Raw genomic sequence first — 19,766 nt, 5'->3', positions numbered from 1 at the left:
ACAACCGGTCGATCTGGAACCAAGACCGCGAAGTCGCTCCGTCATTCATGGATTTGAGAGGCACGATCGATGCGCCGCTTGGTTGACCATGGAGCGATGAGCGCTGCCGGTTATGCCACGCCCTGGAGCGTAAGGCCCGGCCAGCGGGTGGAACTTGCCCTCTCCTGCAGCCGGCCGGTGGAAAGAGTGCGGATATGCCGGCTGGACACACAAGCCGCGGACCTTGTGGATTGGCCAATCGAGGCGACATCCGAGCCGGACGCCCATCGCAGCTTCGATCATGGATCGTACCTTCGCCTGCGCGCCGAGGAGCTTGCAAAAGCGCCTGCCGTCAAGGGCATCCGCTTTGAGCTGTTTCTCACCCGCAATACGGGGCCGCGCACGATCCTGGAAGCGGGCTCCTTTCTGCTGGGCCTTCGCGATGGGGCGATCGCCTTGGAAACGCGGAACGATCGTCTGTTGTCTGCGCCGGTTCCGCAAGGGGTTTGGCTGACAGTCGAGCTCGGCATGCATGAGGAGGAGCCGTTCTTCACGCTGAAATCTCACGACCTCCTCGCCCCTTACGAATTCAAGCGGCGCCTGCGCGACGCCGAATGGCATCCACAAGGGCGCGACATCCTCTTCGGCGTGAGCAGCTCTCGAAGCGAGCTCACTCTCAATGCGAGATTTGCGGCTATTCGGCTGGAGACTTCCCAAGGGCCAATCGCCTGGGATTTCCCGACCCTGCTGCCGACGGGACCGATCCTGTCGTCAGGCGGACCGGTTGCGCTGGCGCTCGATGCGATCAATCAGCCTACATTCTGCGTGACATCGGCGCGCTGGGACGGATCGAGCTTCGACCCCCGGCTCGTGCCTTCGCACTACGATGCCGTCCATTGCCATGACGATGACATGGGACCGCTCGACTGGCCCGCTTCCCACCGCGCCGCGGTGCCCGAGAATGCGAAGCCGGGCGTATACGCTTTCCAGGTGGAATGGGACGGCGGCTACGAGCGCGTCGTGTTCTTCGTCATCTCCGCGCGTGCCTCCTCACCGCTGCTTTATCTGCTGCCGACCGCGACCTATCTCGCTTACGCGGACGAGCAACTTCCAGACCACCTCTATGAATGGAAGTGCGACGACCGCGGACACCGCTTTGCCATCGCAAACAGCCTCAAGTCGCTCTACGACTATCACTCCGATCTCAGCGGCGTGTCGATCTGCTCCTATCGCAAACCCAAGGTGACATTGCGGGACGACTACAACTACCCGCTATGCGGCTGCCCTCACAACCTGCCGGTCGATCTGCACTTCCTCAGATTCTGCAACGAGAACGGCATCGCGCTCGACATCGTCACCGATCACGAGCTGCATCGGCAGGGGATCGAAGCTCTCCGCGGGCATCGTGCCGTCGTGACCGGAAGCCATCCGGAATACATGTCGACCGAGATGGAAGGGGCACTGCGGCAATTCGCGGCCGAGGGCGGCAGCATCGCCTATCTCGGCGGAAACGGCTTTGCCGGAACGGTCGCCTTCAAGGACGACCTGATGGAACTGCGCCGCTCGCCCCTGGAACCTGGCCGCACATGGGACGGCCCGGTCAGCGAACAATATCTGTCGATAACCAACGAGCCTGGCGGCCACCTTCGCTCCCGGGGCCGGGGCGAGTTTTCACTGGTCGGCGGCGCGATTTCGCTGATGGGTTTCGAGGGCGCGCGTCCGTTCACGCGAACGTCCGAAAGCCACGCGCCGGAATGCGCATGGCTGTTTGAAGGCATCGAGGACGAAACCTTCGGTTCGGAAGGCATCGTATTGGGTGCCGCCGCGGGTTACGAGGTGGATGCGACGAACCCGGCCCTGGGCACGTCGGCAGACACCGTCGTGATCGCCCGCGCGACGGACTTTCCGGCCGGCTTCTTCCAGGATCCCTCGCGCTGGTACGCGGGCGGGGACGAAGAGCGCGCCGGGCGTCGCTGCGCCGAAATGACCTTACGAAATCTTGCTGCGGGTGGCCTGATCTTTTCGGCAAGTTCGGTCGCCTGGTGCGGCGCGCTGCCTGCCGGCAAAGCAATGAACGACGTGGGGAGGATCACCCTGAACCTTCTCAACCGTCTCTCGGCATTGCAAAGCAGGAGGCCAACTCCGACGCCGAGCGATCGCCCTCCGTCGTGACGCCATGGCCTTTTAGTTCCTCCGGGCCGGTGATGCGGGCGCATCGCCGACGAAAGAGGAAACGGCGTTCGACCGAGAACGCACAAGCAGGTAGAAAGCGGCCAAGTGCGTGATCATCTGCAACGGCATGTAGATGACCGGGAATGCGTACATGGCGCCGAGTTCGCCAGCGACTGCAGGAAGATCGACCCGGACCGCGTCATAAAAATCGACGGCGATGTCCGCCACCCCGACGAGATTGAAGGCGATGACGAGCAGCCAAAACAACGGTCGCACCCTGATCGTGAGCAGCGCCAGCAAGGCCAGCGCCCCGGTTGCGAAGTTGCCATAGGCTGCGAAGGTGGCGAAGCCGTCAGGCAGATTGGGGCCAACCACGCCAGGAAGGAGGAAGGCGAGCCCGAAGAGGCGCAAGCTGTGCAGGGCCGCGATGGCCCGTTGCGCATCGAAATGATCCATCGCCCTGAGCCTCGGCCATATATATGCGCCGAAGCAAAGCAGCCACGGGATATAACCCAAGATGAGATGGGTCAGGAACACGATTTGCGGCGACATGCGAGCTCCCTCGTTGGGTTTCGTTCACGAGACCGCGGCCCGAACACCGCGGCATGCCGAGCCGACCTTTCCTCGGCTATAGGCTGCGAAGAAAGTCGATCATCGCCGAGTTCACCTCCGGTGCACGTTCCTGCTGGGTCCAATGGCCGCAACCCGGCAGGATGATCGCCGGCCGTATCTTGGGAACCAGCGCCGATTGCTTGGCGATGATTGGTCGAAACACGTCAAGGATGATATCGCGGTCGCCCGCGATGTAGAGCGCTGGAACGGCGACCTCGGCCTTGCCGAAGGCGGCCATGAGTTCCCAGCTGCGGTCGATGTTGCGCCACCAGTTCAGGGCGCCGCGGAATCCGCTCCGCGCGAACGTCTCGACATAAACGTCGATGTCGGATTCGCCGATCCAGGAAGGCAGGGACGCCGGATTGGTGAGGAAGTCCCCGTTCCGAGGAACCATCCCCGCGGCGAATCCCCCGGCGTTGGCTGATGGCGGGCTGTCGCCCGAAAGCGAGTAGAACATGGAGCGGAAGGTGCGACGAAGATCGCGACCGAGTGCCGCCTCGGCCTCCGGGCTCTGGAAGTAGAGCTGGTAAAACAGGGCATCCTCGGTTCGCGGCATCAGCGTCGTCGGCGGCCCGGCGTCGCCGAATCCCCGCGAGCGGAACGGCGGGCTGAACGCGATCACGGCGCGGAAGCGGTCGGGACGCAGAAGCGCCGTTTGCCAGGCGATCGCGGCGCCGATGTCATGGCCGGCGATCACGGCTTGTTTGGCATCCAGAGCGTCGACGAGGCCCACCATGTCGCCGATGTCATGGAGGATCGTATATTTCTCGAGCTCCTCCGGACGATCGCTCCGCCCATAGCCGCGCAAGTCGGGCGCCACGGCGCGAAACCCGGCCTTCGCCAGCGCGCCAAGCTGATGGCGCCAGGAATACCAGCATTCGGGAAAGCCATGACAGAGGATGACGAGCGGACCTTCACCCTGTTCTGCTACATGCAAGCGGATGCCGTTCGTCTCGATCATGCGATGCGTCACCTCGGGTGTCGCCGAATCCACCCAGGACGCCGGCTCCGGGCCTCGGCCGCGTTCCGCGGCGGCGAGTCCAAGGGGCCCGGCGAAAGCGGCCCCGATGGTGAGCGCACCGGTCCAAAGGACGTCGCGTCGGGAAAATGTCGCATCTCGCATGGTGTCGCTCTCCTGAACATCGCGTATCTGGGCCTCGATGGCGCCGCACTGCCGAATTGCGGCGTGCGTCCAGACTTGCCCGCCAGATCTAAGGCCGCTGCCCGCGATCGACTATTGGCGATAACGTCAATGGGCTATGAAGCGGAACTTCACAGTCAGGCGGCGTGATGAGGAGCCGGCTTTGCATCCGGCCCTGACGATCTGCCGGTCGAATTCGGCTCTGCGACCGCGATTTGGTGTCTGGACCGACTAAGCTGCTGGCCTGTTCGCAAAGCTATCTGCCAGCATATTGATGACAGCGAGGTGCGGGGCTGTTTTCGTATAGCTTCCAGCCGGGTTCGATCTTGCGACTGAGCAATTTACAGTGCCCTATTTGGTCGCTTCGAGCTTGTCGATCGCTGCGCCGAAGCCTTTCAGCGAAACCGGAATGGTCACCGGTTTGCGCGTCACCGATTCCATGCCGATGTTCAGGGTCGTCCCAGAACGCATCGCCTTGACCAGCTCGGGCGCCAGCGGCACCGCGGCATAGGCGCCGTTCTGGTCACTGGTCTGGATGGCCACGGTTGCCTTCTTGCCGCTGTCGATCTGGTACGAGGCGCCCGAAGGCAGGAACAGCCCGTGCGGCAGGGCAAGCAGCATGGCAAACCCGGCGGCGTTCTGCTGACCGCGCACGGTCACGGTCAGCACCCGCTGGCCGGTCTTGGCTTCGGTAAGATTCTGCGAGACCTGGCATTGCAGCTCCGTTCCGGTCGACCCTGAGGAGCAGTTGACCACCCAGGGATTGGCGTCGGCCGGCGTCGGCTCGGCGGGCTTGGCATCTTCAGCCATGGCAGGACCTGTCAGCAACAAAACCGCGCTGAGGCCGGCGGCCAAATATCCTGATCGCCTCTGTACATTAAAATTCACTAATATAGCTCCAATTCTCGCATTACAACTTCGGCGCCTGTAGCCGGCTTAGTGAGTCCGAGTCGTTGGAGAAAAAATCGGTGTTGCTCTACTACCACAGGACTCCAAATTCTATGTTAATACGGTACCTCAACCGTTAATTGCGGTGCAATACCATGCAATACAATAGTATCTGGTATTCCAGCGGAAGAGCATGGCGGCGGCCGGGACGGGTATATGCGTTCGCGCAAAGGGCTGACTGAACGTCGGGGGGAGACTGCAGGGCGCCACAAGCAGCACGGCGGAGCGTTGGCTGCATCCCGTCGGTCGGGTATTTTGCTGCGCAGCTCCGCGCTGACGACCGTCGCCCTCGCCCTGTCGGGCCTTGCCGCGCATGCCCAGGATGCCGGCCTGTGGCAACCGCAGATCCGCGCCATCATCGGCGCCGACAGTAACAGTGGCTACTCCGCGCTCGAAGGCTTCCTTCCGGTCAAGCAGAACCTCGAATCCGTCCTGTTCCTGGATGTCCGCTCGAAATATGATTTCGACGATGGTTTCGGCCAGGACGTGGGCCTTGGCATTCGCCGCATCGTCAATCCCGATCTGATGATCGGCGGCTACGCCTATCTCAACATCCAGAACGACAACAGCCACCAGTTCGTCGCCACCACGCTCGGGCTCGAGGCGATCACCTCGAAATACGACGCGCATGTCAATGTCTATCTGCCGATCAGCAAGGATCGCGGCTCGAACGGCATCGATTCGACGCTGTCGCTGGTCGGCAACCAGCTGCTGGAAGAAATCTCGGCGATCGACCGTCGCACCTATGCCGCCTGGGGCATCGAGGGCGAGGTCGGCGTCCAGGCGCCGATCGACCTGCCGGAAAACCAGTCGCTGCGCTTCGATATCGGCGCCTATCATTTCGCCGATCCGGACGGCGACGACCACTCGATCACCGGCGCCAAGGCGGGCATCGAATACACGATCGGCGATGTCATCGGCACCGCCACGTCGCTGACCTTCGCCGGTGAGGTGCGCAACGACAATCGCGACAATACCCAGTTCGCCGGCAGCATCCGGCTGACGGTGCCTTTCAACGTGCCCGGCAAGAGCGCTTCCGCCGACGATGCGGCGGACCTCGTCTCGATGGTGAGCCCCGGCTTGCGCAAGCGGCTCAACGAGCGCGTGCGCGGCGACATCGGCGTTAGGCTGGAGAACCAGGACAAGGTCGCCGGCACGACGACGCGCGTGGCGATCAACGCCGCCACCAACGCCGCCTTCGGCAAATTCTTCTTCGCCAACGGCGATAACGATTCCCTCGGCCTTGGCACGATCGGCGACCCGACGACGCTCGACAACGCGGTTGCGGGCGCCGGGGCGAATGGCATCGTCGTAGCCCTAGGCGGCAAAGGCAACATCACCACCGCCGGCGTAACGCTTACCGATGGCCAGATCGTCATCGGCGGTGGCGGCAGCGTCCAGGCCAAACTCGCCAACGGCAGCGTCGGCACTTACAATTTCGGCGGCAGCAACGGCACGATCCAGGGCACCAACGCCGCCAACCCGGTCATCTCGCTTGCCAACAACAACACATTGAGCGGCATCACCATCACCGGCGGCGACGACGGCATCTTCGGCAACAACGTCACCGGCACGAAGCTGACTGACGTCACGGTAGACGGCGCCGGCGGCAGCGGTGCCGACTTCACCGGTGACTCGACCAATGTCAGCGCCTCGAACTTCACGTCGCGGAACAACGGCCTCGACGGCCTGCATATAGAAGGCGACGGCACCTATAATTTCACCGGCACGACGCTGCTTCAGAACAATGGCGACGACGGCCTCGATGTCACGGGGCATGGCACCTACACCTTCGCCACCGTCAATGCGTTGGACAACACCGATCGCGGCATAACCGTGCAAGGCACGTCGAGCGGCGGCAGCTTCACCACCACCGGCGGCACCATTTCGGGCAATGGCGGCACCGCCGTCTTCATCGACCCGATCACTGCCCATGTCGTGCTGGATTCCATCACCCAGGACGGCGGCACGTCCGGCGTCGTGCTCTACAACCTGTCGGGCAGCTTCACGGTCAATGGCGCCACGACCATCTCGAACACGGCCTCGGCGGGCATCGTGATCGCCGATTCGCCGGCGACGATCCGCTTCGGCGACATCGACATCACCAATGTCCACGACGACGCCATAAGGTTCAATGGTGTCAATGCCGCGGTGGTCGCCGGCAACATCGTAATTTCCGGACTCGGCATCGGCACCGGCATCGACTTCTCCTACAGCCAGACCAATTTCACCGCGCAGTCGCTCAAGCTCACCGGCACCAACGCCGCCAACACCATCGGCATCGATCTCGCCGGCACGACCGGTGGAACGATCACCTTCACCAATGGCGGCAGCATCTCGGGCGTCGATACCGGCGTTCGCCTCGGCATTTCCGGCTCGCTGGCCAATTCGGCCAACGCCAACTTCACTTTCGGCGGCGGCTCGATCGCGGGACAAGCCGCCTCGCTCGACGCGCGCGGCCTGAACCAGACGCTCGGCACCTATGCCTTCGGCACGACAACCTTCAGCGGCGGTCAGCTCTTCGACCAACAGCATCTGTTCTTCGTCGGCGCGAACGGCTCCGGCGACGGCTCTTCGATTTCGAACCTGGCATCCATCACCGACGCCGACAACAACCATGACGGCCAGGCCATCTTCGTGCTGGTCAACGACGCCGCCAACACGCCGATCGACGCCGCTGGCGGCTTCACGCTCGATGCCGGCCAGACGATGGCCTCCTTCGGCAACGGCCGCACCTTCTCGCTCGGCGGCGTCCCGGTCAACGTCACCGGCGACAATGTCCAGCACGACCAGGTCGTCTCTGACGCGAACGGCGCGGCGACGCTGACCAATACGGGCGCCGGCGATGCCGTTACGGTCGCCAGCAACACTTCGCTGCTCGATTTCAACATCGCCGGCGTCGCCAATGGCAACGGCATCCACGGCACCAATGTCACCGGCGTCACGCTGGCGGGCATGTCGGTCAGCGGCGCGAGTTTGGCAGGCGTGCGATTTGACGGCACGAGCGGCATCAGCGCCTCCAATATCGGCTCGACAGGCAACACCGGCGCCGGCCTGGCGCTGGCCAATGGCAATTTCACCTTCACCGGCACGACAACGGTTGCGAACAATGGCGGCACCGGCCTGTCAATTGTCGGCACCGGCGCCTACGCGTTCGATACGGTCAATGCGCAGAACAATCGCATCGGGGTCGATGTTGTCTCGAGCCCTGGAACGAGCACGCTTTCCATCGCCGACGGGACAGTGTCCGGCAACATGATCAACGGCCTGCGGGCGGCCAATATCGGGCTTGATGTCACGCTGTCCAGCCTCAGCCACACCGGCACCGACCCGGGCTCGACCGGTCTCAGCCTTGGGGCGGTAACAGGCAGCTTCAACGTCACCGGCACGACGACCATCTCCAATGTTGCGAGCGGCATTGTGGTGGGCGGCAGCTCTGCCACGGTCGGCTTCGGCGGCAAGGTCACCGTCAACAATGCGACCACCCAGGCGATCGGGCTCATTGGCAACTCTGGCGCCGTCACCTTCGGCGATGTCGCGATAGACAATCCAAGCCAAAACGGCATCAACGTCATCGGCGCGAACGGCACCATCGCCTTCGGCAATATCGACATCACCAACCTGCAGACCGGCAAGACCGGCCTCAGCATGTCCGGCACATCCACCTTCACCGCTGCGACGCTCGACATTTCCGGTGGCGGTACCTCGACGGGCATCGACCTCTCCGGCACCACCGGCGGGTCTGTCATCATCGGCAGCGGCGTCATCTCGGCCGGCACCGGCGTGCAGATGGGCACGAATGGCGCGGCCGGCGTCTCCGCCAAAACCGCCTTCTCCTTCGGCACCGCTGGTGGCGCCTCGATCACCGGCACGGACGCCTCGCTCGACATGCGCGGCCTGATGGCAGGCAGCGGCAGCTACGCCTTCGACGATACGGCGCTCATCGGGCCGCAGCTGTTCGACACCGCCAACATCGTCTTCGTCGGCGACAGCAACACCGGCGCCGGCAACGGTTCGAGCGTCAACGACCTGATCAGCGCCGCCTTGGCGGACGATCTCGGGGCGCCGTCCAACACGATCTTCGTCCTGGTCAACAACGGCTCCGTCATCAACACCGATGCCGACGGCTTCACGCTCGCCGCCGGCCAGTCGCTCGTCTCCTTCGCCAATGGCGCGACGGTGGATCTCGGCGCGCCCCCGGCCAACGTCACCGGCACCAATGTCGTCAGCGGTGCAACACAGGCCGATCCGTTCGGCAACGGCGGCGCCACGCTCATCAATTCGGGCGGCAGCGCCATCGACCTTGCCAACGGCAACCTCGTCCAGAACCTCAGCGTCAGCAACGCCGGCTCCGGCTCGACGATCGACGGCGCGGGCATCAGCAGCCTGACGGTCAACGGCGTCACCGTCACCAGCGCCGTCACCGCTTTCGACCTGACCGGCGCCTCGGGCGCCATCGGCGTCACCAATCTGATCGTCCAGTCCGCGCAGACCGGCATCAAGCTGAACAGCTCAGGCGCCACGACCTCCTTCACCAACACCACGATCGGCGGCGTTGCCGGCACGGCGCTCGCGATCAGCGCCTACAGCGGCACCGCCACCTTCAACAATTTCGACATCACCGGGGCGGCCACCGGCATCAACATCGGCGGCGGCACCGCCGGCACGCTGATCTTCGACAATCTGAGCTCAATCGCCGGCACGGCGGGCGACGCCTTCGTCGTCTCCGCGTCGACGCCGAACGTCACCTACAACGGCACCATCAACAAGACAGGCTCCGGAAGGGCCGTTACGATCAGCGGCTTGACAAGCGGCTCGGTCACTTTCGCCGGCAAGATCACCGCCAACGTCACCGGTTCGGGCAATGCCATCGATCTGGGCGGCAATGCCGGCGGCACGATCAACTTTACCGGCGGTCTCGACCTCACCACCGATGGCAGCTTTGCCTTCAGCGCCGTCAACGGCGGCACGCTCAACGTCACCGGCACCAACACAATCGCGACGGGCGGCGGCGTGACCGAGAAGGGCATCCAGCTCGGCGGCGCGAGCGGACTCGTCATCGGCAGCAGCGGCGTCACCTTCGACAGCGTCAAGGTGGACGGCTCAGGGGCTACCGATGTCAGCGGCATCGTCATTTCGAACACCAGCGGCGGCAATGTCAGCTTCGGCGCCGTCGATATCAGCCGCGCCAGCACCGATGCCATCCGCCTCACCAATGTGGCCAGCGGCACCTACACCTTCAACGGCACTACGACGGTGGCGACCGCTGGCGGCACGGTCCCCGGATTCGCGGTGCAGAACAGCGGCGCCACCGTCAGCGTCGACAACCTGGTCACGACCGGCGTCAACGGCGACGACGTCAACCTGACTGGCAACACCGGCACCATCTCGATCGGCGGCACCATCACCAATTCCGGCACCGGCAACGGTGTCGTGGTGTCCGGCGGCAGCGCGGCGATCACCGTTTCGGCCAACGTCTCCAGCTCGGCAGGCGCGCCGGGCACGGCGGTCAAGATCGACGGCACCACCGGCGGCTCGGTCGCGTTCACAGGCAGCGTCACCTCGACCGGAACCGGCAATCTCTTCGACATCGGCTCGACGACGGCGCCAACCGGCGGCGCGATCAGCTTCAGCGGTTCGACGCTGAGCGCGACGGGCGGCGGCGGAGCGGTGATCGGCGGTCTTGGCGGAACCGCGACGTTCCACGCCATGACGGCGTTGTCGATCACCAACGCGGCCGGTAGCGGTCTTTCGGTCTCGAACGTCGCAAGCGGCGCCATTGCAGGCTTCGGCAATGTCACGGTCTCGGGTGCCGGCGGCAACGGCATCGAGATCGGCTCAAATGCCGGCCTGGTGACGTTCTCCGGCACCACCACGGTGGCGATGGGCTCGGCCACCAACACGGCCGGCATCGATTTCAGCGGCACCAATGCCAACGTCCTGCTCGGCACCACGACTATCAGCAATGTCGGCGCCAACCAGACCGGCATCGACTTCAGCGGCTCGTCCACTGCCGCCGGTTTCGGCGTTACCTCCATCACGGGCACCGGCGACCTCACCTCGCGCGGCATCGATCTGTCCTCGACGACCGGCAACAAGGTCATCACCTTCTTGCAAGGATCCTCGATCGCCGATGTCGGCATCGGCGTCGATCTGTCGTCCGGCCAGACCACGGCGACCTCGGCCGACGCCACCTTCACCTTCGGTGACGGCGACTCGACCGACGGGCTGGAATCCTCGATCTCCGTGGCCACCAACGGCTACACCGTCAACACGGTCGGCCTCGATCCGACGCTCGGCGACTATGATTTCGACGACGTGTTCTTCACCGGCAACGCCAACCTGGGGTCGGCGGCGGGCGCGGTCACGCTGGTTTCGCAGTCAGGCGGCTTTATCAACGCCGGCACGACCGGCAACCTCAGCATGGGCGTCAGCACCATTTCGCTTGCCGCCGCCGATGCGCTGACCGGCACCCAGAACTTCGCCTTCGTCGGTCCGATCGATCTCGGCGCCAGCGCCTTCACGCTCGATTCGGGCCAGACGATCACTGGTTTCGGCAACGGCAACGTCGTCTCGATCGGCACCATCCAGCCGGTGAACGTGCATGGCAGCCTAGGCGCCACCGGCGGCAACATCACCGGCGACGAGACCGTGGTCACCGGCACCGGCGACTTCATGCATTTGCTTGGCGACAACGCGGTCCGCCACACGACCTTCGATTTCAGCGGCGCCAGCGGCTCCGCTTTCCTCATCGACCAGAGCGCGTCGGGCTTCAGCAACGCCAGCGGCATCATCATCGAAGGCGTCACGATCAGCAATGTGGCGGCCGGCCAGACCGCCATTAAGGTCGCGGGATTGACCGGAAATCTCTCGGTCATCAACAACGACATCGGCGTTGCCGGCACACTGCTCGACGTGAACGGCGGCTCCGGCGCCATCCAGGTTTCGCGCGGCATCCTGCCGAACAGCGCGACGTCCGGCACGCTGGTCGGTGGCGGCATCAACATCGCCAACCGCACCGGCGGGGCGGTGACCTTCACCGACCAGGTGACGATCGCCGGCGGCAATGGCGTGTCGATCTCGGGCGGCACCGCCGGCGGCGCGGTCAACTTCAACGGCGGCCTCGACATCGCCACCTCGGCCGATACCGGTCTCGATTTCTCTGGCCTGAACTTGCTCACGGTTGCCGCTGCCGGCTCGACCACGATCAACGCGACGGGCCAGACGGCGCTGTCGCTACAGGGCGCAATCGGCGCCGGCGGCGTCCATTTCGACAGCATCACCTCCACCAACGCGGCCGGCCAGGGCGTGTTGATCAGCGGCGCCAGCGGCGGCAGTGTCGATCTCGACGCGGTCAACGTCACCGCGTCCGGCGGCGCCGGCATCGAAGTTCTCAATTCGAACGGCACTTACACCTTCGGCAACACCACGATCGACAATTCGGCCTCGGCCGGCCGCGGCGTGAACATCGAGAACGCCGCCAGCACCACCACCGTCACCTTCGACGGCGCGCTGGGCATCACCACGTCCACGGGCACTGGCTTGCGCGTCTCCAGCAGCGCTGCGCCAGCCGCCACCATTGTCAACGTGACAGGCGCCGGCACGCGCAGCGTCAGCACCTCGAACGGAACCGCCGTCGACATCGCTTCGGCCACCCTCAATGGCGGCTTCACCTCGGTCAGCGCCAGCTTCTCGGGTACGGCCAACGGCATCAACCTGCAGCAGGTGGCCGGCTCGCTCGACTTGGGCACCGGCACGCTGACCAACACCGGCTCGGGCGCTGCCTTCAACATCGGCTCGGTCACCGACCAGAGCGGCGGCAGCGCCACGGTCTCCTATGCCGGCGCCATCGCCAGCAACGGCAGCGGCGCGGCGGTCTCGATCCAGGAGCTGACCGGCGGTTCGGTGACGCTTTCGGGCAATCTGACCGATGGTTTCGCCGCGGGCGGCGGCCATATTGCCATTTTCGGCATCAACAACGGCACCGCGGCGACCGTCACCTTCTCGGGCGCCAGCAAGCAGATCAGGTCCGGCACCAACACAGCTGTCTCCCTGGCCGGCCTTAGCAACGGCACCGTCAATTTCACCAATGGCGGCTTGGCCATCACGACGACCTCCGGTAACGGCTTCAGGGCCTTCACGGGCGGAACGGTCAATGTGGCCGGAAGCGGCAATACCATCACGACGACGTCGGCCGGCAGAGGCATCGATCTCAGCAACGTCACCGTCGGCAGTCTCGGCTTGAATTTCTCGACCGTGTCGGCGAATGGGCCCGTGGCCGGCATCTCCCTGGCTAGCGTCGGCTCGTCCGGCGGCGGTGCCATCGCCATCGGCACGGCCAATTTGCAGAACGTCACCACGCGCGGCGTCGATGTCACCGGCACGCTCGGCGCGGCGCTTTCCTTCAACGATCTCGACATCAGCCTGAGCAACAACAACGCCGTTGGCTTCAGCCTCAACGGCGCGACGATCAATGCCGCCATCACGGCCAACGATTTCGACGTCACCAACGCCACCGGCGCCGGCACTTCCATCGGCGTGGATCTGCGTGGCGCCACCGGCGGCCAGACGGTGCGTCTCGGCGACGCCAATGCGGCCGGAAACAGCTCCAGCATTACCGGCGTCAACACCGGCGTCTTCCTCAACTCGACGACCAACCTCAATTTCACCTATGGCGACGGCGAGTCGGCGACCGACCAGTCGTCGACCATCAGCGCCAATGTCGGCATCGACTCGTCCAGCGCGCCGGTTGCCGGCAATTACAATTTCCAGGACGTGAACTTCCAGGCCAGCCCCGGCCTCGGCTTTGGCATCGGCAGGATCTACTTTGTCGGCGCCAGCGCCACCGGCGACGGCAGCGGCAAGGACCAGAGCAATCTGGCGACGCTTTCGACAGCCGAGGCGGCGGCGGTTGCCAATGACGTCATCGTCCTTGTCAACGACGGCGGCACCATCACCGCCGCCAGCACCAATGCCGACAACACGCTGAACCTTGCCGCGGGCGAACAGCTGCGCGGCTTCGCCAACGGCAACATCGACCTGGCGCTGACGGTGCCGTCGACCATCCAACTCGCCAGCAACAACATCTCGATCATCGACCAGACGCCCAATGGCGCAGCGACGCTGACCACCAGCGCCGGCAACAATACGATCACGCTTGGGGCCAGCGGCAACATCATCGACGGCTTCATCCTCGATGGCGGCGGACGCGGCATCAAGGACAATGGCGCGGGCGCCTCCGGCACCACGATCAGCCATATGACGATCCGAAACTTCACCATAGCCGGCATTGAGATCACGCCGTCCACCAGCACCACGATCGACAATGTGGCGTTCTCGGGCAATGCGACGGACGTCGTCCTCAACGCGCTGAACTCCACCATCACCAACGTCACCAGCACCGGCGCTACCGGCATTGCCATCGACCTGCGCAACACCACCGGCACGACGACGCTGACCAACCTCAACATCACCACGGCAGCGACCGGCACCGGCATAGCCTTCGGCGGCGCCTCCGGTCCCGGTGGCACGATCAACGGCACCAACGTCGACATATCGGGCGGCAGTGGGATCACAGTCACGGGCGGCAACGCGGCGATCGTCTTCGACAACGCCAGCTCCATTGCTGCCGGGGGCTCGGGCACAGCGGCAAGCATCACCAACCGTGCCGGCGGCAGCTTCACCTTTGCGGGCGCGGTCACGGCAAACGGAGCGGCGAGCGGCATCGTCATCTCCGGCGCGACGGCGGCAAGCAATGTCAGCTTCAACGGCACGGTCGATCTCGGCACCGGCACGCCGATGACCGGCACCGCGGTGTCGATCAACAACAACGGCCAGTCCTCGACGATCAACTTCGCCAACATCGACATCGCCAGCAGCGGCACGACCGGCTTCAGCGTCGCCAATGGCGGCACAGTCAATGTCGCCACCGGCACGGTCAGCTCCACCGGCGCGCAGGCAATCAACCTCAATGGCGTCGCCACCACGACGGGCATCAACTTCACCTCGACGACATCGACCGGCGGCTCCAACAATGTTTCGCTCACCAACGTCACCGGCGCCGGCGCGGTCAATCTTGGCGCGGGCACGCTGAGCGGCGCCTCGGGCACGGCATTCCTGGTCTCGGGCGGCTCGAACACCATCAGCTACAGCGGCACCATAGCCAAGACGAGCGCCGGCAACGTCGTCAGCGTATCGTCTCACACCGGTGGCACAGCGACCTTCGGCGGAACCATTTCGGCGACAGTTTCGAGCGGCGGCATAGCGCTCAGCAACAACACCGGCGCAACCATCAATTTCACCAACACGCTGACCATCAACACCTCGAGCAGCAACGCCACCGGCTTCACCGCGACGGGTGGCGGCACGATCAGCGCGACCGGCTTGGGCAGCACGATCAATTCGGGCCAGGCAACGGCGCTCAACGTTGCCAATACCACGATCGGATCCGGCAATCTGATCTTCCAGAGCATCAGCTCGAATGGCGGCTCGGCCAACGGCATCATTCTCGACACGACCGGCTCCAGCGGCGGCCTGCACGTGACCGGCACCGGCTCGGCCGGATCGGGCGGCACGATCGCCAACAAGACTGGCGCCGACGGCAGCACGGCGCAGGGCACCGGCATCTATCTCAACAACACATCCGGCGCCCAGTTCGCCTGGATGCAGATGAACGACTTCCAGAACTACGGCATCCTCGGCAACAACGTGACCGGCTTCTCGCTCGATCACGTCATCATCAACGGCAGCAACGGCACGAACGTCAGCGGCGTCGGCGAGGGCGATGTCTATTTCACCGGCCTCAAGGGCTCCGCCACGGTTTCGAACTCGACCTTCACCGGCGCGGCGCTGGACGCTTTCCACGTCTTCAACAACAATGGCGAAACCCTCAACCGCATCACCATCACCGGCTCGACCTTCGCGACCGACGCCGCCGCGGGAAATCAATCAGGCGACGCGCTGGTCTTCCAAGCCACGAACGGCGTCTTCAACGCGACGGTCCAGAGCTCGACCTTCACCTCCGCGCGCGGCGACCTGTTCCAGCTCGATCTGCATGGCGGCGTCCAGTCGGATCTGGTGTTTGGCGGCGCGACGGCCGGGCTCGGCAACACGCTGTCGAACAACAACCAGAACATCGTCTCCGGCGGCGGCGGCGTCACGATCAGCTCCGGCGGCGTCGGCGACGCGGCGAATCTGACCTTCAACATCGCCCACAACACGATGCGCGATGCGGTGGGTACCGCGCTGGGCATAAGCACCGGCTCAGGCGCCAGCTCGTTCAACGGCACGATCGATTCGAACACGATCGGCGTCGCCGGCGTGGCGAACAGCGGATCAGCGCAGGGCAGCGATATCGGCTTCGTTACCGATGGCGGCGCCAATTCTAGCGTGACGATCACCAACAATCTGCTCTACCAGTACAACAACGATGCGATCGAGCTGCAGACCGGAGACGCGGTCGACGGCGGCAACCACCAGCTGACGGCCGTGGTGCAGGGCAATACCGCGAGCAACCCGGGCACATTCGGCAACCACGGTTTCGAGCTGAACGCCGGGACGGTTGCTGGGGACGCTCAGACGGTTTCGTTGACGCTCGGCGGTGCCGGCGGGCTGGCCAATAATTTCACCGGCACCAGTGCCACCGGCGGCACGGATATCCGCGTTCGCGCGAGGTTCGATACTCGTGTTGGCCTGCATGGTGGCGCTTCGGCCTACGCCGGCGCGCCCACGGACGCGGCGGCCATCATCAGCTACATCCAGTCCGTCAACAATGGAACTGTCAGTGTCACGACCGGCGGCACGGCGGGCTTCTATTCAACGCCGTAGCATGGATAAGCGGCAGGCGTTAGTCGAAGCAAGTGTAGTATACTGTCGTTTGCTTAGCATCGATTAAGAGATATTTGAGAGAATTTTACGACAAAGTATTTATGGTAGACTTATAAGTTAGTGTGTGTATAGTCTGCAGACGGCAGCGAAGGGGTGTTTGAATGTCAGAACCGTTTCTGTCCGAAATCCGCATCATGTCGTTCGGCTTCGCGCCCAAAGGGTGGGCACTCTGCAACGGGCAGCTTTTGCCCATCAATCAGAATCAGGCGCTTTTCTCGCTGCTCGGCACCACTTTCGGCGGCGACGGCAGGGTGAATTTCGCGCTGCCTGATTACCGGGGACGGATACCGAACCACGTCGGAGACGGACACACACTCGGCGAGCGCGGCGGCGAGCAGTCCCACACGCTGTCCATTGGGGAGTTGCCGACCCATACCCACCAGGCGCAAGCAACGAACAGCAACGGCAGCGTACCGACCAGTTCCGGCAGTTTTCTCGGCGCCTTCAACAACGGTTACAGGCAGCCGGACAACCTCACGTCGTTGCACCCGGCCAGCATTGCCAATATCGGCGGATCACAGGCGCATCTGAACATGCAGCCTTTCCTGACGCTGACCTTCTGCATTGCCCTGCAGGGCATCTTCCCGTCGCCGACCTGAGGAACGCGATCATGGCACAACCCTATGTTGGCGAAATCCGCATGTTTGCCGGCAATTTCGCGCCGGCCGGTTGGATGTTCTGCGAAGGACAGCTTCTACCGATCTCCGAAAACGAGACGCTGTTCCAACTGATCGGCACGACCTATGGCGGCGACGGTCAGAGCACTTTCGCGCTGCCCGACCTGCGCGGCCGCCTGCCGCTCCATCAAGGCAACGGCTTCATCCTTGCCGAGACCGGAGGCGCCGAGCAGATCACGCTGACGATCCAGCAGATTCCGGCGCACTCGCATACCATGCTGGCATCGACGCAGACGGGGACAGGTAACAATCCGGGAGGGAACGTTCTGGATCAGGTTACCGGGACGATCGCCATGTATATCGACGGGCAAGCGCCCGATGGCCCCATGGCCGCGACCATGATGTCGGCCGTCGGCGGCAACCAGCCGCACGATAATTTCCAGCCGTATCTGTGCGTCAACTTCATCATCTCGCTGTTCGGCATCTTCCCGTCGCAGACCTGAGAGGACCGTCATGGCCGATCCGTTCGTCGCCGAAATTCGCATCTTCCCCTTCAATTTCGCGCCCAAGGGGTGGGCATGGTGCGACGGGCAATTGTTGCCGCTGTCGCAGAACACCGCGCTGTTCTCGCTACTCGGCACCACCTATGGCGGCAACGGCAAGTCCAATTTCGCCCTGCCCGACCTGCAGGGTCGCTCGCCGATGCATCCAGGCCAAGGCCCGGGACTCTCGCTGCATGATCTCGGTGAGACCGGGGGCTCAGGGACAGTATCGCTGCTTGAAAGCGAGATGCCGCTCCACGCGCACGGTGTGATGGTCGGAACCCAGGATGTGGCCGACGTTCAGGTTCCCTCCCCATCGCGAATCCTCGGCAAATCCAAGAACGTCTTCGCCTATGTTCCAGGCACGCCAATACCTGCGCTGACGCCGATGAGCGATAGCATGCTCGCGCCAGCCGGCGGCGACCAGCCTCACAACAATCTGCAGCCCTATCTAACCTGCTATTTCTGCATCGCGCTGCAAGGCGTTTTCCCGCCGAGAACCTGAATTCCGAGCCAACAGGTCAGGACCGATACGATGGCCAAGAAAGCAGAATCGAAAATGAAAGCGGCGGCCCCGAAGGCAGAGAAGCCGCCAACGCCAAAGGCGGCTTCCAAGGTCCGGCAGCCGGCGCGCGCGCGGCAACCCGGCGTTCCGCCGGCCTATCAGCACATGCCCGCCGGCGCGTCCTTCTTCGAACTGTCGCGGCTCATGGTCGTCGGCATCGATTCCGCGGCCGGGCGGCTCATCCATAAGGCGCAGACTTCGCCGAACGGCCCGTGGGCGCAGGACTGGTCTCCCATTGCGCCAGGCGTCTTCGTGATCATGACGGCGGGCCTGACCAAGGATGGTCGCGTCGCGATCGCCGCCCAGCAGGCGGGAAGCCCCAATCTCTTCTTCATCGCCGAAGATCCAAATCAGGTCGGCCCGATCGAGAAATGGAACCCGCCGGTCAACATCGGCGCGCCGCCCGGCGCGGTTCTCTACCAAAAGCTGTCGATGGCGCGCGACGCCGACGGCCGCGTCGAGATATTCGCGACCGACAATCTCGGCCGCATCTGGTGGATCTACCAGAACCCGGACGTCATCGTTCAGGTGCAGAAGACCATCACGCCGCCCGGCACCTCAACGCCGATCGTCGTCACCGCCGACGAGCTCAGGCCGCCCGCCCGGCCATGGAGCGCCTGGCAGCAGATTCCGGGCGGGCTGGTGGCGATCACCGCGCTGCGCCAGGCCGACGGCCGTATAGCGCTGTTCGGCATCAATTCCGGCCTGCAACTCTACCGCTGCCAGCAAGCCAAGGCCCAAGCGTTGACGCCGGCCGACTGGACGCAATGGGTGGAGATCGACAACGGATACAGGTTCACGGAAATGGCGCCGATCGTCGGTCCGCTTGGCGCAACCAATCTCTTTGCCATGACGCAGCCAGGCCAGGTTCTGCATACCAAGCAACAGCCGGCGGGCTCCGACACCTGGACGGTTTGGGCGTCCCCCGGCTACAGCAGGGTTCCCAAATCCACGCTATGCGCCGGCATCCAGGGCGACGGCGACATCATGCTGGCCGCGTCCGACCAGCAGCATGTCCATTCCTTCAACGCCCAGTATGACGCCGCCACCCAGAATTGGTCGGGATGGCGTGATTTCAGCCTGTCCAACGCCAACACGCGCCTGTCGCTCGACTACAATGCCGACGGCCGCCTCGCCTTGTTCTCGATGATGATCACTGGCGATGGCTCGAATGGTCTGTGGACCCTCAACCAGATGGCCATGGACAGCTCCGAATGGGAGTGGGACTGGACAGCGCTTGCCACCGGCAATCTCAAGCAGATCGCCGTGGTGCGTGACCTGACACCGCCGGTCTGAGGCAGCCG

9 protein-coding genes are annotated in these 19,766 nt (G+C 64.0%); 6 read left to right on the top strand and 3 right to left on the bottom strand.

Annotation, left to right across the window (positions count from 1 at the left end; genetic code table 11):
- Nucleotides 1-69: 69 nt before the first annotated feature.
- Nucleotides 70-2,151, top strand: coding sequence for a N,N-dimethylformamidase beta subunit family domain-containing protein (locus tag FJW05_RS08760; protein WP_140630441.1), 2,082 nt, complete (start codon nucleotides 70-72; stop codon nucleotides 2,149-2,151).
- Nucleotides 2,152-2,163: 12 nt separating this feature from the next.
- On the opposite strand, the gene FJW05_RS08755 is transcribed toward FJW05_RS08760, so the two are convergent.
- From FJW05_RS08755 to FJW05_RS08745, 3 genes are all read right to left on the bottom strand, one after another.
- Nucleotides 2,164-2,703 (bottom strand): hypothetical protein, encoded by a 540-nt coding sequence (locus FJW05_RS08755; protein ID WP_140630438.1) that lies wholly within the window; start codon nucleotides 2,701-2,703, stop codon nucleotides 2,164-2,166.
- A gap of 76 nt (nucleotides 2,704-2,779) precedes the next feature.
- Complete coding sequence (locus FJW05_RS08750; protein WP_140630435.1) at nucleotides 2,780-3,724, bottom strand: alpha/beta hydrolase; 945 nt, start codon at nucleotides 3,722-3,724, stop codon at nucleotides 2,780-2,782.
- A 531-nt stretch (nucleotides 3,725-4,255) separates the two neighbouring features.
- Nucleotides 4,256-4,714: an invasion associated locus B family protein gene (locus FJW05_RS08745; RefSeq protein WP_140630432.1), complete on the bottom strand. Its 459-nt coding sequence runs from the start codon at nucleotides 4,712-4,714 to the stop codon at nucleotides 4,256-4,258.
- A 393-nt stretch (nucleotides 4,715-5,107) separates the two neighbouring features.
- On the opposite strand from FJW05_RS08745, the gene FJW05_RS08740 reads away from it, so the two are divergent.
- The 5 genes from FJW05_RS08740 to FJW05_RS08720 all read left to right on the top strand — a co-directional run bounded on the left by FJW05_RS08740 (nucleotide 5,108) and on the right by FJW05_RS08720 (nucleotide 19,758).
- Nucleotides 5,108-16,678 (top strand): hypothetical protein, encoded by an 11,571-nt coding sequence (locus FJW05_RS08740; protein ID WP_140630429.1) that lies wholly within the window; start codon nucleotides 5,108-5,110, stop codon nucleotides 16,676-16,678.
- Between the two features lie 161 nt (nucleotides 16,679-16,839).
- A complete protein-coding gene (locus tag FJW05_RS08735) occupies nucleotides 16,840-17,337 on the top strand; it encodes a tail fiber protein (protein ID WP_140630421.1) in 498 nt (165 codons plus the stop codon).
- Between the two features lie 11 nt (nucleotides 17,338-17,348).
- Entirely contained in the window at nucleotides 17,349-17,858 is a 510-nt protein-coding gene (locus FJW05_RS08730; protein ID WP_140630416.1) for a tail fiber protein, read from the top strand.
- Nucleotides 17,859-17,868: 10 nt separating this feature from the next.
- The gene (locus tag FJW05_RS08725) at nucleotides 17,869-18,402 is read left to right on the top strand and encodes a tail fiber protein (protein ID WP_140630414.1); all 534 of its coding nucleotides are present in this window, start codon (nucleotides 17,869-17,871) and stop codon (nucleotides 18,400-18,402) included.
- A 30-nt stretch (nucleotides 18,403-18,432) separates the two neighbouring features.
- Nucleotides 18,433-19,758, top strand: a complete 1,326-nt coding sequence (locus FJW05_RS08720) for a hypothetical protein (RefSeq protein WP_140630411.1) — start codon at nucleotides 18,433-18,435, stop codon at nucleotides 19,756-19,758.
- The last annotated feature ends 8 nt before the right edge of the window (nucleotides 19,759-19,766 follow it).

This window comes from Mesorhizobium sp. B2-9-1 (assembly GCF_006439455.1).
Taxonomy (GTDB): Bacteria; Pseudomonadota; Alphaproteobacteria; order Rhizobiales; family Rhizobiaceae; genus Mesorhizobium.
Note: the sequence above shows the minus strand (reverse complement) of the source record. Positions and strands in the feature narration are given on the sequence as shown.

What these genes read in the sequence shown, in the direction of transcription:
- FJW05_RS08760 (WP_140630441.1), top strand. Translation starts at nt 70, where the DNA reads ATGCGCCGCTTGGTTGACCATGGAGCGATGAGCGCTGCCGGTTATGCC.
- FJW05_RS08755 (WP_140630438.1), bottom strand. Translation starts at nt 2,703, where the DNA reads ATGTCGCCGCAAATCGTGTTCCTGACCCATCTCATCTTGGGTTATATC.
- FJW05_RS08750 (WP_140630435.1), bottom strand. Translation starts at nt 3,724, where the DNA reads ATGATCGAGACGAACGGCATCCGCTTGCATGTAGCAGAACAGGGTGAA.
- FJW05_RS08745 (WP_140630432.1), bottom strand. Translation starts at nt 4,714, where the DNA reads ATGGCTGAAGATGCCAAGCCCGCCGAGCCGACGCCGGCCGACGCCAAT.
- FJW05_RS08735 (WP_140630421.1), top strand. Translation starts at nt 16,840, where the DNA reads ATGTCAGAACCGTTTCTGTCCGAAATCCGCATCATGTCGTTCGGCTTC.
- FJW05_RS08730 (WP_140630416.1), top strand. Translation starts at nt 17,349, where the DNA reads ATGGCACAACCCTATGTTGGCGAAATCCGCATGTTTGCCGGCAATTTC.
- FJW05_RS08725 (WP_140630414.1), top strand. Translation starts at nt 17,869, where the DNA reads ATGGCCGATCCGTTCGTCGCCGAAATTCGCATCTTCCCCTTCAATTTC.
- FJW05_RS08720 (WP_140630411.1), top strand. Translation starts at nt 18,433, where the DNA reads ATGGCCAAGAAAGCAGAATCGAAAATGAAAGCGGCGGCCCCGAAGGCA.